Origin of the sequence: Pseudomonas sp. AO-1 (assembly GCF_019775695.1) — a bacterium.
GTDB classification, from domain to species: Bacteria; Pseudomonadota; Gammaproteobacteria; order Pseudomonadales; family Pseudomonadaceae; genus Aquipseudomonas; species Aquipseudomonas parakoreensis.
This window is the reverse complement of record NZ_CP079947.1, coordinates 3,290,515-3,305,781: the sequence shown is the minus strand read 5'-3', so window position 1 is coordinate 3,305,781 and position 15,267 is coordinate 3,290,515. Positions and strand designations below refer to the sequence as shown.

Genomic DNA, 15,267 nt, shown 5'->3' with positions numbered 1-15,267 from the left:
TTTATGAAGTTGCACTAAAAATGGCATCAGCCAGCCAGTAGCGATCCACCTTCTTTATAGAGACGGCCTAGGTCGCTAGCGCAGATCAGCGCTGCTTTCATTTCATCAAAGGTGACTTCGAACGGTTCGACCTTGCTGGTCTGGCCGGGATCAGAGGCGGTACGTGCCACGCTGTCGAGTTCATCCGGGGTGATATCGGCCAATCCGAGATCATCGAACGTCACGGGCAAGCCTACGCTCAGGCAAAACCTCAAAACGGCATCCAGTTCACGACTGGACTTACCTTCGAGCACTAACATCACCAGTGTGCCGAACGCTACGTATTCACCGTGGTACATCGTTGCCCGACGGCCCAGCTCACTGAACCCGCAATAGACTGCGTGAGCGGTAGCGACGCCATTGCTTTCAAAACCAATACCACTCATGAGAGCGTTGGCTTCCACCACTCGGTTAAAAGCCTTGGTCACACACTTGTGTTCTGCTGCGCGTCGGGCTTGCAGGCCGTCTTGCAGTAACACCCGATAACACAGCTCGGCAATCGCCATGGACGTCTGCGTCGCTTTGGCGTGGCAAGCACCCTCCTCCATCCCTGAGTCCGCGTTACCGAGAAAATTATCGCGGTCAGCCTCTACGCAAGTGCGGGCCTCGAAATAAGTCGACAGCGCGTCGCCCATTCCGGCCACTAAAAGTCTTACGGGTGCCTGCGCAATGATCCAGGTATCAACCACCACCACATCCGGGCTGCGCTCATAAAAGACTACGTCATCAAAGGCCCCCGTCTCGGTGTACAGCACCGAAAGAGAGCTGGTGGGTGCATCGTTGGAGACAACGGTGGGGACGATGCACAGTGGCAGCTTGCGCTGATTGGCGACAGCCTTGGCGATATCAATCACTTTGCCTCCACCAACTCCGACTACGCCGTCGCATTCGAGCCTACGCGTCTGCGTAGTCAGCCGTTGAATCTCCTGGCGTGTTACTTCTCCAGAAAATATTTCGAAGTGAAGCTCAGTCTTAGTATTCGCGAACTGGGTAATCAACGCTTGATACAGGCTGTCGAGACGGCCCTGTGTGGTGATTACCATCAACCGCCGACCAAACCAGGCCACATGCATTTGCAATCGGTCGAGTTCTTTGTAGCCCTGGATGTAACGGCCGGGCGCAGCAAACATTTGGGTCATGTCATCGTCATCCTGGCCTCGTCATGGAGGCTTTTTGTTATTGCTTTGAGGACGTGGTCGACCAAACACGCATCGACTGATGGATGATATATCATGTTTTATATTTTTCTACCAAGCCCTTTTTTACAACCTCAGTCACGCAAAAAACACCGATTGACGATCACCCGGACGGAAGATATATGATGTATGAAAATAAGAACAACACTGTTCGGAGAAAGGCATGCACGATTACATTGTCATTGGTGGTGGCTCCGCAGGCTGTGCGCTGACCGGCCGACTGATCGAGGCCGGCGCCTCGGTTCTACTGATCGAGGCAGGGCCGCGCGATACCCATCCACTGATCCACATCCCTGCCGGGTTCACCAGATTGCTCTCAAGCTCCCTGCTATCGCGTCACGAAACTCAACCGCAGACCACAATGGATGGACGCACGCGCATCTTGCCGCAAGGCCGTGTCCTGGGCGGTGGCAGTTCGGTCAATGCGTTGATTTATATTCGTGGACAACAGGAGGATTACAACGAATGGGCCAGCAGCGGCTGCGAAGGCTGGTCCTATCGTGACGTGCTGCCCTACTTCAAGCGCGCCGAGGACAACGAACGTTTCGACAATCATTACCACGCCACCGGTGGCCCTCTGGGTGTTTCGGACTTGAAGCAAGTGTGTGAGTTGTCCCGAGGATTCGTACGTGCCGCGCAACAGGTCGGAATTCCCTTCACGTCGGACTTCAATGGCGAGCGCCAGAATGGGGTCGGCTTCAACCAGATCACTGCCCGAAACAATCGGCGTTGCAGTGCTGCCGTGGCCTACCTGCGCACTGCTGAAAAGTCTGGGCGATTGACCCTCATCACCAACGCCACGGTGCAGCGAATCTTACTTGAAGGCAAGCGGGCCATAGGCGTCGAATACATCCAAAAAGGTCGAGTGGTGCAGGTTCATGGCAGCAAGGAAATAATCCTCAGTGCTGGGGCAATCCAGTCACCGAAACTGTTGATGCTCTCTGGCATAGGTCCCGCTCGGGAACTCGATCGCCACGGCATCGCTCTGCGCCACGAGTTGTCTGGTGTGGGCCAAAATCTGCAGGATCACGCGGAAGTAGGGGCCATCGCCTATTGCCATGGTCGCTATGGCTACTACGGTCAGGACAGCACGCTCAACACGCTCAAGAACGGCCTGCAATACCTGATGTTCAACAGTGGCCCTGTGGGTTCGAATGTCACCGAAGCTTGCGCATTCATCAACACTGACAACGCAGCAGCTCGCCCCAATGCACAGATGCACTTTGTGCCTATTGTGTTCTTCGACCTCGATCAGGAAGCCATCAAGAAACCTGGCGCAACTATCAATACCTGCGTATTGCGACCCATGAGCCGTGGCGAGATTCGCCTGCGGTCGAGCGACGCAACCAGCGCGCCTGTGGTTGATCCACGTTATTTCGCCCATCCCGAAGACCGCCGCATCGCCATCAAGGGCCTGAGCCTGGCACGGGAAATTCTTGGTCAGCCGGCCATGCGCCAATACACCGGCGAAGAGATCTTCCCAGGCCCGAGCGTACGCAGCGATGAAGCCTTGCTGAGCTACATCAACCAACGCGCCAAGACCGTCTACCACCCGGTCGGAACCTGCAAGATGGGCTGCGATGACATGGCAGTGGTCGATCCGGAACTGCGGGTACATGGCTTGCACAATTTGCGGGTGGTAGATGCCTCCATCATGCCTAACCTGATCTCCGGTAACACCAACGCCCCATCGATCATGATCGGCGAAAAAGCGGCTGACATGATCCTGGGCCGCGATGCACTGCGCGCGGCCAGTGCCTGATCCCCCCCTTTGAACGAAGGAGTGTTACATGCCTATCAGCGGTAAAACCCGGGTTGTAGTCCATCTGACCTACCCCGCCAAACATTTGCGTACACCTGAGTTCTTCAATCCGCTACTGGAACGACTCGGCATCGACGGAGTGCTTGTGCCCTGGGAAGTCTCGCCGGCCAAGCTCGCTACGGCCTGGGAAGGCTTGCGCGCAATCGAGAACCTGGCGGGAGTCATTGTCACCGTTCCGCACAAACTGGAGGTCGCCAAATTGTGCGATGAACTACACGGTACTGCTCGCCTGCTGAATGTATGCAATGTCGCCAAGCGAATGCCGGATGGACGCTTCAGCGGGCGCATGTTTGATGGTGACGGCTTCGTTGCCGGACTAAAAAAACAGGGCCACGACTTGCGCAACAAAAGAATTCTTCTGCTCGGTGCAGGAGGCGCTGCAACCGGCATTGCCCATGCCTTACTGGCTGAAGATATCCAGGCGTTGGTTATCAGCAATCGGACACCAGGAAAAGCCGAAGCTCTGGCCGCAGAGCTGCAGCAGATGTTCCGGTTACGACAAGTCAGCGCTGGACCTGCTGACGCCAGTGGTTTTGATGTCGTGATCAACGGAACGGCCCTTGGTCTCAAATCTGATGATCCAATGCCACTACCGGTCGAAACGCTGGTCCCTGGGACAGTGGTCGGTGAGGTCGTAATGAATCCTGACATCACCCCACTGTTGAGCGCGGCTGCTGAGCGCGGCTGCGTGATTCACAAAGGCGCGCACATGATCACTGGTCAGATCGACTTGCTCGCCGCTTTTCTGTTTTCCCAATCAGGCGTTTAGAACGCCCCTCCAACCCGAAGGAACAACCATGAAAAAAACTGCAATCGTGACCGGCGGCGGTTCCGGCATCGGCCTTGCCACTGCGCAACGCCTGCTCGCTGACGGCTTCGACGTGTACACCCTTGGCCTCGGCGAGCCGGAGCAGCAAATCGACGGGGTTCATTACCAAGAGCTAGACGTGACGAGCGACGAAGCGGTGAGCCGATTTTTCGCACAGTTCGAGCGCGTCGATGCGGTCGTCAATGCTGCCGGCGTCATCGATCACAACCGCGAGTGGGAGATTGAAGGATTCAGCGGTGTGATGGATGTCAACCTCACCGCGGTATTGCGAATTACCAATGCCGCCCTGCCCGGGTTGAAAGCGGCTCGAGGAGCGGTGGTGAACTTTGCATCAATGTGGGGACTTTTTGGATCGGCCAAAACACCAGCATATGCATCGAGTAAAGCCGCCATCAGCGAATTGACACGTTGCATGGCGGTTGCGTGGGCAACGGATGGCGTACGGGCAAACGCCGTGGCGCCGGGCTGGATTCTGACCAACTTGTCGCGCCGCGCGTTCGAAGATCCCGGCCGTTCCGAAGGCATCATGGCGCGCATCCCCATGAAAGCCTGGGGCGCCCCGGAAGACGTGGCCGATGTGATCGCCTTCCTGGTCTCGGATAAAGCGCGCTATGTCACAGGGACGACGTTGCCGGTAGACGGCGGATATTCCATCGCCTGAATCGCAACGAGTCGATTGAGCGCTTGACCGTCAAAAAACATGAAATATCATGCATCACTATAAGATCGAGTGCTCGGCGTTCTCCCTGCCGAGCCCCGAACAACAATAAGCAGGCAAGTGAGAGGTGCTGAATGAATCTGGTTTTCGGCTCGCCCGGACGCTATGTCCAGGGCACTGAAGTGCTCGCTCAGGCGGGTGCCTACCTGGCGCAATGTGGGCGTCGCGCCGTGGTGGTGATTGATAGTTATGTGCTGGGCCTGATCCGCCAACGACTCGATGAGTCTTGTGCCCAGGTACAAGTCGAGTTGCACTACATCACTTTCGACGGTGAGATAACCGCCGACGGTATCGCGGGTCTGCGGGCTGCTGCCGCAAATATCGAATTCGAGATGATCCTGGCCGTCGGCGGTGGCAAGTGCATCGACGCCGGCAAAGCCCTCGCTCACACTACGGGTCGCGCCCTCATCACCATGCCTACGGTGGCCTCCAACGACGCACCCACATCAAAAAACTATGTGATCTACGACGAACATCACCAACTCAGTGAAGTTGGCCACTTGCCGGTCAGCCCACGCTATGTGCTGGTAGATACCTCGCTGATTGCCCAGGCGCCGCGTTCATTTCTGCTGGCTGGCATTGCCGATGCCCTGACCAAAAAATTCGAAGCCGAGCAGTGCTACAAAGCGGCGGGCGTGAACATGTTCGGCGCCCGTCCGGCGTTGTCCGGATTGGTGTTGGCGCGTGAGTGTTATCAGGTCATTCGTCGACATGCAGAATCGGCTCTGGCTCTGGCCGGCACTGGCGAGGTGACAGTTGCCTTCGATCACTTGATTGAAGCAGTACTACTGATGAGCGGCCTGGGGTTCGAAAGCGGTGGTTTGTCCATCGCCCATGCGATGACGCGTGGCTTGTCGAAAGTCTCTGGCGCACAGCTGCAAGTCCATGGCTGGCAAGTAGCGTATGGCCTGTTGGTGCAGTTGGTGCTGGAAGACCGCGATGCTGAGCTTATGGGCGACATGTTGAGCTTCTATCAACGAATAGGCCTGCCCCGTAATTTGTCGGAGCTGGGTGTGATCGAGATCAACGACGCATTGCTCAGGCAAGTCGCCGAACCTGCCTTGAATGCCCCACACGCGAAAAATTTCGTTTCGGACTCAGGCGACGCATTGACCTGCGACGAACTGATTGCAGCCATGCGCGCACTCGAAGGGTTGACCCATTGGTCACCACCCCCCGCCTGAAAAAATCATAACCACACCATTGAAGATCAACCCGCACCACTGATTTTCGACTTCAACAACTACATGCCTGTGAAATGGAGGTAGAGATGTCTACGCCCCGCGAAACGCTAGAACAGTGGAAGGCCAGCAATTTTGTGCCGTCCTCCGATACCGTCACCAAGCTCAAGGAACGAGCGAAATTTGTTCGCCTGGAAACCATACGCCTGATTGAAATCGCCAAAACCGGCCATTACACGTCGGTGTTCTCCGCCGCTGAATTATTTTCCGCACTGTACTACGACGTCATGACGATCCGCCCCGAAGAACCAAAGTGGCCAGGGCGCGACCGATTTCTGATGGGCAAAGGCCATGCTGCAGTCGGCCAGTTCCCGATTCTGGCAGACCTCGGTGTCTTTCCCAAGGAATGGCTCGATGAATACACCCGCCTGGGCAGCCCTCTGGGCGATCACCCTGACATGCGCAAAGTACCCGGCATCGACTTCTCTTCCGGCTCCATTGGCCATGCGCTCTCTGGAGGTCTGGGCATGTGCCTTGCCCAACGTTTCACCGGCGAAGTCTACGACGTGTTCGTCATGCTCGGAGACGGCGAAATGCAGGAAGGCCAAGTCTGGGAAGCTGCGATGAGTGCGGCCCACCACAAAACCAAGCACTTGATCGCCATCGTCGACCGCAACGGCTTCCAACTCGACGGTCAGGTCGATGACGTAATCGGCATAGAGCCGCTTGACGAAAAATGGCGTGCATTCGGTTGGGAGGTACATGTCATCGATGGCCACAACATAGCTGAAGTGACCGAAACCCTACGTCGTGTGAAAGCCGATGAAAACCGCGACAAACCGGTGTGCATCATCGCCAAGACCGTCAAAGGCAAAGGTGTTTCCTACATGGAAACCGAACCAGGCTGGCATCTCGGTTATCTCGACCCGGAAGACGCCAAACGCGCTATCGCAGAAATTGAAGCCACGGAGATCTGAACATGAACGCCCCTCTTTCCCCCAATTCCTGGCAGTACCGTGGCCTCAACGCACTCAACCCGGGCCTGTCGTATTTGTCTGATGCGTTGATTGAACTGACCGAGGCCGGTTATCCGGTGATGGCCGGCTCAGCGGACTTGCAGTATTCCAACGGATTGAACAAGTTTGCCAGCCGTTTTCCGGAGCGCTATCTGCAGTTCGGTATCTCGGAGCAAAACATGGTGACGGCGGCTGCTGGTCTGGCCACGTGTGGTGTGATGCCGTTCGTGGCGACCTTTGCCTCGTTTCTCGGCCTGCTGTGCTGCGAGCAGATTCGAATGGACGTCGCCTATTCGGCGCAACCGGTACGCCTGATCGGTCACCACACCGGTATATCGCTGGGTTTCTACGGCACCTCGCACCATGCTACCGAAGACATCGCCACCATGCGTTCGATTGCTGATCTGGCTGTGGTTTCACCGGCGGACGGCCCACAATTGGTAGCGGCGATCAAAGCCTCGGCCACCTATGACAAGCCTGTGTACTTCCGTATTGGTCGCGGTCGTGACCCGATCATTTACGAGGACGGCATAGTCTTTGAGTTTGGCAAGGCGCATGAGCATTTCCAAGGTGAAGAACTGACGATCATCGCCTGCGGCATCACTGTACATCCGGCACTCGCAGCGGCTCGCAAACTGAATGCAGAGGGCCGTTCGGTGGGCGTGATCGACATGGCTTCGATCAAACCGATTGACCGCGATGCCATCCTGCGTGCCGCTGCCCGCAGCAAACGCATGATGACCGTCGAAGAGCACAACGTGCTGGGTGGTCTGGGTGCTGCGGTAGCAGAGGTCCTGGCGGACGAAGGCGTCGGCGTAAAGCTCAAGCGTCACGGTATCTACGACGAGTACAGCCTTATCGCTCCACCCACGCACTTGTACCAGCACTACAAACTCGACGCCGCCGGCATCGAAGAAGTGGCGCTGGCGCACCTCAACGCCTGACCTTTGCGCTGTGGGGGCGTGCCTTCCCGCTCCCACAGCGGATCCTCACCGCACTGGAGCATGCGTTCTTTCAGGGAGATTCACGCAAAAACCAGCGTCACCCGCCACGCCCCGTGGCAGATGAAACATCTCGGAGCCAACAATGAATAACATTACCGAGACCTGGTCCGAACAATCCGTCGGACAAGGTAATACACGCAAGTCTTTACGTAGAAAATCGTTGCTAGCCACCGGCGTCGGCAACTTGCTGGAGTGGTTCGATTGGACAATCTATACCGTCGCTTCGGTCTACATCGCCGCGGCACTCTTTGATAAAAGCAACGCGACTTCGGCCTTGCTCAATACCTTGGCGGTGTTTGCTGCGGGGTTCTTGTTGCGGCCGATCGGCGGCATTTTCTTTGGCGTTCTCGCCGACAGGCTCGGCAGACGCGTGGTGTTGCTCAGCACCATGTTGCTGATGGCCGGCGCCAGCTTGTTGATCGCCTTCATACCCTCCTACGGGTCCATTGGCAGCTGGGCATCGGCACTCTTGTTGTTGGCAAGGCTGATCCAGGGCTTTGCCCACGGTGGAGAAACCACTACTTCCTACGCCTATATCGCCGAAATCGCCCCGCCCAAACGCCGTGGTCTGTGGTCGAGCACGGTATTTCTGGCAGTAGGTTCCGGATCGTTGCTGGCGACGTTCTACATGGCACTGCTCACGTCAGTGCTGTCCGTCAGTGAAATGCAGGAATGGGGCTGGCGCGTTCCTTTTGCCACGGGAGGCCTGCTGGCTGTGTTTGCCTTGTGGTTACGCCGCAATATGATGGAAAGCGAGCATAGTCCCAGTGCTGGCAGCCAATCGGCATCGCCCGCCTGGAGTCGCGGCAAGGTCATCCAGCATGGCATCCGGTTGTTTCTCTATGAGGCCGGCGCCACCTTGACTTACTACACCTGGGTGACCTCCGCCTCGATCTACGCGATCAGCGTAAAGGGCATGGACCCACGCAGTGCGTTCACGATGAGCTGCATTGCACAAGTCATTTATCTGGTATTCCTGCCTATTTCAGGATGGATCTCGGATCAATGGGGGCGCAAGATTTCCGCACTGATATCGTTACTCGGGATTGCCGCCACACTGTTCCCGCTGTGGGGGTTGATCTCCAGTGAGCCCTGGACCTTGATGGTGGCGCAAACCGCTGGCCTGCTGCTCGTGGGTTTCATTACCGGGTGCAAACCGGCATCGATTTCAGAGCAGATCCCGACCCGCTACCGCACCCGGATGTTCGGCGTGTGTATCTCATTGGGCGTCGCGGTGTTTGGCGGGACGGCATCTTATCTGACGACCTGGCTGTATTCAGAGAACATGGGCTGGATGTTCAACATCTATCTGATTGTGGTTGCCATCATCGCCAGTGCTGTCGTACTGATGTGGAAAAACAACCACGGCGTACCGATCGACAAAATCTGAAGCATAAAACCTGTGGGATCGAACCGACTCCCACAGGTCTTTTCAGCGTTGTCCGGCGCAGATCAGCCGCCCAACGCATTCACCATCGCCGCCTGATTCTGCCATTGCGCCGTCTTGACCTGGGACAGCGCGTTTTGCGCTGCCAGTTGCACACGCTGGGCCTGAAGTACATCCAGGAACGGCGTTTCCCCAGCCTGCCAGGCGCGCTTGATTTGCTCGGCAGCAGAGCTGGCCTGACTGGCTGCACTCGCCAGATAGGCCTGCCGTTCGGCATTGCGCTGAGCCGTAGCCAACGCTGACTCCACCTCGGACACTGCCGTCAGCACCGTGCGCCGATAACTCAACAGCGCCTGCCGCGCTTCGGCATCCCGCAGATCGACAACGCTGCGCCGACGTCCGCCATCGAACACCGGCGCGCTGGCATTCACACCGGCCAGCCAGAACGTAGAACTCGCCAGGTTGGCAGCACTCACCCCATCAATCAAAGAGCCCAGCGCCGCATCCAGGCTCAATCGCGGCATCAGATCTGCCCTGGCCACCCCGACCCGTGCATAAGCTGCAATCACACGAGCTTCGGAAGCCCGGATATCCGGGCGCCTGCGCAGCAGATCCGGTGGCGTACCTGCACCCGGCAACACTACCGTCGACAACCTCGCCGGGCTGTCCTTGAACTGCTGATACAGCTCCTCTGTCGGTTGGGCCAACAGCACCGATAACCGATGCAGCGAGCGTTGCCAATTCAGTTGCAGAGCTGGCACTTGGGCAGCCGTCGAGTCTGATTGCGAACGAGCACGCAACACGTCCGCTTCCGGGCTGTCACCTGCCGCATACAACTGCTCGGTCAACTGCAGGGTTTCGGCCTGACTGGCCGCGCTTTGCTTGACGATCGCGAGACGCTCTTCGAAGCCACGCGCCTCGGCGTAGGCCTGAACCACTTCGGTAATCAACGCCACCCGCACGCCGCGTGCCTCCTCTTCGGTGGCGTTGAGGTCGGCGTCGGCAGCGCGCACTCCTTCGCGGATGCGGCCAAACAGGTCGACTTCCCACGCAGCACCCAAGCCGATCGAGGCCGGCTCGGTAATCAGCGAGTCACTGAAGCCTGCTTGGTCAGCGGAGATCCGCTGACGTGCCGCACCCCCGGTCAATTCAACCTGCGGACTGCCCGAAGCCCCAGCGACATTGCGCAGTGTCCGGCCTGCATCGATCCGCGCCAGAGCCATCTGCAAATCAAGGTTTTCACTTACCGCGCGCTCCACCAGACGATTGAGCAACGGGTCCTGATACTGCGTCCACCACTGCTCACTCACGCTGACAGGTTCGGCCGTCTGAGCATTGACGTATCGCTCGACCGGCATCTTCGACTCGGGCGGCATGACCGGCGACGCACACGCACTCAGCAGCGCGACCCCCATCATCAGCCCGGTTACACGAAAAGAGTTATTCATCAGCCGCACCTCGTTCTGAATGAATGGATCGACCAGGTACGTGACGCTCGCCACCGGCCAGACGACGGATCAGCACATAGAAAACCGGCGTGAACAGCAGCCCAAACAGCGTGACTCCGATCATCCCGAAAAACACCGCCGCCCCCACTGCCTGACGCATTTCCGAACCAGCACCCTCGGACATCACCAAGGGCAGCACGCCGAGTACAAAAGCCAGAGAAGTCATCAGGATCGGTCGCAGACGCAGGCGACAGGCTTCAACCACTGCTTCGACGATTCCCTGCCCTTCTTTCTCTTGTTGACGTGCGACCTCGACAATGAGAATCGCGTTTTTTGCCGCCAATCCCACGAGGACGATGAAACCGATCTGGGTAAGAATATTGATGTCCAGTCCCATCAGCCGCACGCCTCCGGCAGCCGCGAGCAGACACATCGGCACGATGAGCAGGATCGACAGCGGCAGGCTCCAGCTGCCGTACTGCGCCGCCAGCACCAGGTACACGAAGATCACACACAGTGGGAATACCAAAAGCCCCATATTTCCCGCAGTGGTCTGCTGGTAACTGAGATCGGTCCACTGATAGGTGATACCGGCTGGCAGCGTATCTTTCGCCAGGCGTTCCATAGTCTTGATACCAAACTCCGACCCCAGGCCCGGCAAGGTATCGCCGTTGATTTCCGCCGTCGGGAACAAGTTGTAGCGTGGGAATCGCTCCACTCCCAGCGCTTCATGCAAGCGGGTGACACTGGCGATCGGCACCATTTTCCCTGCATCGTTGCGCACCTTGACGCGAGCCAGATCCTCCGGCGTGACGCGGTAAGGCAAGTCGGCCTGCGCGGTCACGCGATAGGTACGACCGACGAGGTTGAAGTCGTTGATGTAGGACGACCCGAAGTAGGTCTCGATTGCCTGGTTGATCTGGCTGCTGGGCACACCAAGCATTTCGGCGCGCTCACGGTCCAGTTCGACGAACACCTGTGGTGTCCGGGCCGAGAATGGTGAGTAGACCCCTGTCATGCCCTCCGTGGCATTCGCGGCGGCGATCAGGTCATCGGTTGCTTTGGCCAAGGCTTCGGTTCCTAGCCCGGCGGTGTCTTGCAATCGCATGGAGAAACCACCGGTGCTGCCCAACCCTTGAACGGGTGGTGGTGTCGCGACGATGACCGTTGCACCGCTGACTACCTTCAAGCGTTCACGCAAGTCTTCGGCGATCCTGTCCGACGTCAATCCGTGCAACTTGCGTTCTGACCAAGGCTGGAACACGGGCGCCAGGCCCGCCGAGTTCGATGAGCTGGTACCGGTGACCATCGAGAAACCGGAGAAGGTCGGCACCCGATCAACCCCTGGCACTTCAAGAGCAATCGCTTCGATCTGTTGAGAGATTTCGTTGGTACGCTCCAGCGACGCACCGTCAGGCAATTGCACGATGACCACCAGATAACCGCGATCCTGAATCGGGATAAAACCCTTTGGCGTCGACACCAACAAGTAAGCGGTGGCGGCAATCAGCACCGCGTATATCGACAGCATCAACGGGGTTTTTGCCAACAGCGCACGTACGCTGCCGGCATAACTCGATGACAGTTTCAGGAAGCCATTGTTGAACCCGTCGGCCGCTCGCTTGAACAGACCGGATAAACCTGTTTTCTGCGTACCATGCGCCTTGGGGTCATGAGGGCGCAGGATCATCGCCGCCAGAGCTGGCGACAATGTCACCGAATTGAATAGAGAAATCGCCGTGGCGACCGCGATGGTAATCCCGAACTGACGGAAGAATTCTCCGGAAATGCCCGGAATGAACGCCGTCGGAATAAACACCGCACACAGTACCAGCGTGATCGCAATCAACGCCCCGCCAATCTCCTGCATGGTAACGATGGTCGCCTCCAGCGGGCTCTTGCCATCGGCCAGATGCCGCTCGACGTTTTCCACCACAACGATGGCGTTATCGACCACGATCCCCACAGCCAGCACCAGTCCGAAAAGGGTCAGGTTGTTGATCGAGTAACCGAGCATCGCCATGACCGCAAATGTACCCACCAACGATACCGGAATCGCCAGGATCGGAATGATCGAGGGCCGCCAGCCTTGCAGGAACACCATGATCACCAGCACCACGAGAATCACCGCCTCGTAGATGGTCTTACCCAGCTCGCCGATGCTATCGGCGATAAACGCGGTCGGGTTATAGCCGATGCTGTATTCAATGCCGTCGGGGAAGTCCTTGCCGATTTTCTCCATGGTTTCCTCTACTACTTTCATCGTCGCCAACGCATTGGCGCCCGGACGCTGCAACACTTGCAGGCCGATGGCCGGGTTGCGCAGGTAGTAGGTGTTGTTGACGTATGCCAATCCGGCGATTTCCGTGCGTGCGACGTCCTTGAGCCGCACCAGACGCCCCGCATCCCCGGACTTGAGGACGATGTTGTCGAAGTCGGATGGCTCCTTCAGTCGCCCCTCGAAAATCAGGTTCGGCTGAAAGGCTTGAGACGCCACCGGTGGCTGAGCGATGACACCACCCGCCACTTGGGTGTTTTGCGCTCGTACCGCAGCGATGATGTCGGCCGGGGTCAGATTGAACGCGGCCACACGCTCCGGATCAAGCCAGATGCGCATCGAGTATTCGCGCGCACCCAACGGATTGATATCGCCGACCCCGTCAATGCGTTTAAGGACATCCGCCACGCTACGAATTGCAAAGTTCGAAATGTAGAGCTGGTCGTAAGTACCTTTGGGCGAGGAAATGAAGATCGTCGAAAGCTGCGTAGGTGAAGACTTTCGTACCGTTACACCACTGCGCTGTACCGGTTCCGGCAAGCGTGGCGTGGCCAGTGCGACACGGTTCTGCACCAGCACTTGTGCCTTGTCGACATCGGTGCCGCTCTTGAAGGTCACGGTCAGGTTGAGACTGCCATCGGACGTAGCCTGGCTATACATGTAGAGCATGTCTTCGACGCCGTTGACCTCCTGCTCGATGGGGATCGCCAGCGTTTCAGCCACGGTCTGCGCCGAAGCGCCGGGATAAGTGGCGGTCACCACGACGGTGGGCGGTGCGATATCCGGGTACTCGGATGTCGGCAGAACCAGATAGGCCAGTCCGCCGACAATCATCAAGACGATTGAAAGCACAATCGCCAGCACCGGTTGGTCGATGGAGGTACGTCCCAGGCTCATAGTGGCGCCCCTTGGCTATCAGCAGTGTTCGCCACCGTTGCCAACTGGCGCTCCTGTGCGGTCGCAGTGTCGCCGGTACGCACGCGTTGGAGACCGTCGACGATTACCCGGTCCTGTTCCTGCAAGCCGCTGACGATTTCACGCAAACCGTTATGCAGTTTGCCGAGGGTGACCGGGCGGATTTCTACTTTGTTTAGTGGGTTGAGTACGTACACAACCTTGCGGGTCGCGTCGACGCCGATCGCTGTGTCCGGCAGCAATAGCGCCGGGTACGGCGCCTGACTGGAAAACTGCACGCGGCCGAATTGCCCTGGGCTCAAACGCAGGTCACGGTTGCTGACGCGAGCGCGCTGGCGCAGGGTGCCAGTGGCGGTATCGAGGCGGTTGTCGATGAAGTCCATGTGCCCGGTCATGCTCGGCTCGACCTCGCCGGGCAAGGCGATCCGCACTTGACTCTGATTGGTGCTGGCCGTTGGCTGACGCCGGTATTTGAGGTAGCTCTGCTCATCAATATCGAAGTAGATGTCGATCGGATCGAGCGAAACGATGGTGGTCAACAGTGTCGCGTTACTGTTGCCGCCGTTGACCAGATTGCCCTCACTGATCAGCTTGCGACTGATACGTCCGCTCATGGGGGCGATGATACGGGTGAATTCCAGATCCAGCTTGGCATTACTCAGCGCACCTTCGGCGCTCAATACCTCAGCCTGCGCGGCTTGGCGCGCTTGCAGACGCTGATCATAAAGGCTGCGGGCAATAGTTTTCGATTCGATCAAAACATTGGCGCGCGCAAACTCCTGCTCGGCGAGCGCCAATTGCGAACGCACTTGGGCGAGTTTGCCTTGAGCCTGCACTACGGCTGCCTGAAACGAGCGCGAGTCGATCACGAACAACAAGTCTCCCTTCTTGACGAAGGCGCCGTCCTGGAACGCGACTTTCTCCAGATATCCGCTGACTCGTGAACGCACGTCCACCGAATCGGTGGCCTCGAAACGGCCGGTGAAACTGTCCCAGTCGGTGATCACCGATTGGACTGGCTTGCTGACGGTGACACTCGGGACTGCCGGTGCCTGACTGGCCGGATCCGGTCCGCAACCACTGAGGGCCGCGGCCAGCGCCAGGCTTAATGCCGACACCGCCACACCTTTTAACAACATTGAATTCAATTGTGTATTCTCCGCAGTTGGCCATTGAATGCACTGCATCCGATGGACAGACAGATAACTGAGCTGTAATTCGAGCGAGGTAATAGCAAGTTACTACGGCAAAGCAGTTAACTTTTAGATGTGTATTCACTGTGGGATTTATTACGCTCGACAAAGGCACCGGACTCTTCAGCGTGAACCGCCAGGGAAGCAGAGAGCGCAGCCAAAGTCGCGAACAGTGCAATGGATTTTTTTACGCAGGTCATTTCAAGTGTTCTCGGTAGTGTTTGAATAAAAAGAATTTTCC

The 15,267-nt window shown here is 57.6% G+C and carries 11 protein-coding genes; 7 read left to right on the top strand and 4 right to left on the bottom strand.

Going from position 1 to position 15,267, the window contains the following annotated elements; genetic code table 11:
- Positions 1-26: 26 nt before the first annotated feature.
- Positions 27-1,178: a glycerol dehydrogenase gene (locus tag KVQ82_RS15070; RefSeq protein ID WP_222019309.1), complete on the bottom strand. Its 1,152-nt coding sequence runs from the start codon at positions 1,176-1,178 to the stop codon at positions 27-29.
- Between the two features lie 220 nt (positions 1,179-1,398).
- Between KVQ82_RS15070 and KVQ82_RS15065 the strand changes: the two genes are divergently transcribed.
- From KVQ82_RS15065 to KVQ82_RS15035, 7 genes are all read left to right on the top strand, one after another.
- Entirely contained in the window at positions 1,399-2,997 is a 1,599-nt protein-coding gene (locus KVQ82_RS15065) for a GMC family oxidoreductase (RefSeq protein WP_222019308.1), read from the top strand.
- 28 nt (positions 2,998-3,025) lie between these two features.
- Positions 3,026-3,826 carry a shikimate dehydrogenase gene (locus tag KVQ82_RS15060; RefSeq protein ID WP_222019307.1) on the top strand — a complete coding sequence of 267 codons (801 nt, stop codon included), beginning with the start codon at positions 3,026-3,028 and terminating at the stop codon, positions 3,824-3,826.
- 28 nt (positions 3,827-3,854) lie between these two features.
- Positions 3,855-4,547 carry an SDR family NAD(P)-dependent oxidoreductase gene (locus KVQ82_RS15055; RefSeq protein ID WP_222019306.1) on the top strand — a complete coding sequence of 231 codons (693 nt, stop codon included), beginning with the start codon at positions 3,855-3,857 and terminating at the stop codon, positions 4,545-4,547.
- A 131-nt stretch (positions 4,548-4,678) separates the two neighbouring features.
- Positions 4,679-5,788: a glycerol dehydrogenase gene (locus KVQ82_RS15050; RefSeq protein WP_222019305.1), complete on the top strand. Its 1,110-nt coding sequence runs from the start codon at positions 4,679-4,681 to the stop codon at positions 5,786-5,788.
- 86 nt (positions 5,789-5,874) lie between these two features.
- Positions 5,875-6,762: a transketolase gene (locus KVQ82_RS15045; protein WP_222019304.1), complete on the top strand. Its 888-nt coding sequence runs from the start codon at positions 5,875-5,877 to the stop codon at positions 6,760-6,762.
- A 2-nt stretch (positions 6,763-6,764) separates the two neighbouring features.
- A complete protein-coding gene (locus tag KVQ82_RS15040; protein WP_222019303.1) occupies positions 6,765-7,745 on the top strand; it encodes a transketolase family protein in 981 nt (326 codons plus the stop codon).
- A gap of 142 nt (positions 7,746-7,887) precedes the next feature.
- The gene (locus KVQ82_RS15035) at positions 7,888-9,195 is read left to right on the top strand and encodes an MFS transporter (RefSeq protein WP_222019302.1); all 1,308 of its coding nucleotides are present in this window, start codon (positions 7,888-7,890) and stop codon (positions 9,193-9,195) included.
- 62 nt (positions 9,196-9,257) lie between these two features.
- Here KVQ82_RS15035 and KVQ82_RS15030 read toward each other — a convergent pair whose 3' ends face one another.
- From KVQ82_RS15030 to KVQ82_RS15020, 3 genes are read right to left on the bottom strand one after another with little or no spacing between them, the layout of a single operon-like run.
- Positions 9,258-10,640 carry an efflux transporter outer membrane subunit gene (locus KVQ82_RS15030; protein WP_222019301.1) on the bottom strand — a complete coding sequence of 461 codons (1,383 nt, stop codon included), beginning with the start codon at positions 10,638-10,640 and terminating at the stop codon, positions 9,258-9,260.
- On the bottom strand, positions 10,633-13,815 hold the full coding sequence (locus KVQ82_RS15025) for an efflux RND transporter permease subunit (protein ID WP_222019300.1): 3,183 nt from the start codon (positions 13,813-13,815) through the stop codon (positions 10,633-10,635). Before KVQ82_RS15025 ends, KVQ82_RS15030 begins: the two co-directional genes overlap by 8 nt.
- Complete coding sequence (locus tag KVQ82_RS15020) at positions 13,812-14,972, bottom strand: efflux RND transporter periplasmic adaptor subunit (RefSeq protein ID WP_222019398.1); 1,161 nt, start codon at positions 14,970-14,972, stop codon at positions 13,812-13,814. The genes KVQ82_RS15025 and KVQ82_RS15020 overlap by 4 nt, the downstream gene beginning before the upstream one ends.
- Between the last annotated feature and the right edge of the window lie 295 nt (positions 14,973-15,267).

What these genes read in the sequence shown, in the direction of transcription:
- KVQ82_RS15070 (WP_222019309.1), bottom strand. Translation starts at nt 1,178, where the DNA reads ATGACCCAAATGTTTGCTGCGCCCGGCCGTTACATCCAGGGCTACAAA.
- KVQ82_RS15065 (WP_222019308.1), top strand. Translation starts at nt 1,399, where the DNA reads ATGCACGATTACATTGTCATTGGTGGTGGCTCCGCAGGCTGTGCGCTG.
- KVQ82_RS15060 (WP_222019307.1), top strand. Translation starts at nt 3,026, where the DNA reads ATGCCTATCAGCGGTAAAACCCGGGTTGTAGTCCATCTGACCTACCCC.
- KVQ82_RS15055 (WP_222019306.1), top strand. Translation starts at nt 3,855, where the DNA reads ATGAAAAAAACTGCAATCGTGACCGGCGGCGGTTCCGGCATCGGCCTT.
- KVQ82_RS15050 (WP_222019305.1), top strand. Translation starts at nt 4,679, where the DNA reads ATGAATCTGGTTTTCGGCTCGCCCGGACGCTATGTCCAGGGCACTGAA.
- KVQ82_RS15045 (WP_222019304.1), top strand. Translation starts at nt 5,875, where the DNA reads ATGTCTACGCCCCGCGAAACGCTAGAACAGTGGAAGGCCAGCAATTTT.
- KVQ82_RS15040 (WP_222019303.1), top strand. Translation starts at nt 6,765, where the DNA reads ATGAACGCCCCTCTTTCCCCCAATTCCTGGCAGTACCGTGGCCTCAAC.
- KVQ82_RS15035 (WP_222019302.1), top strand. Translation starts at nt 7,888, where the DNA reads ATGAATAACATTACCGAGACCTGGTCCGAACAATCCGTCGGACAAGGT.
- KVQ82_RS15030 (WP_222019301.1), bottom strand. Translation starts at nt 10,640, where the DNA reads ATGAATAACTCTTTTCGTGTAACCGGGCTGATGATGGGGGTCGCGCTG.
- KVQ82_RS15025 (WP_222019300.1), bottom strand. Translation starts at nt 13,815, where the DNA reads ATGAGCCTGGGACGTACCTCCATCGACCAACCGGTGCTGGCGATTGTG.
- KVQ82_RS15020 (WP_222019398.1), bottom strand. Translation starts at nt 14,972, where the DNA reads ATGTTGTTAAAAGGTGTGGCGGTGTCGGCATTAAGCCTGGCGCTGGCC.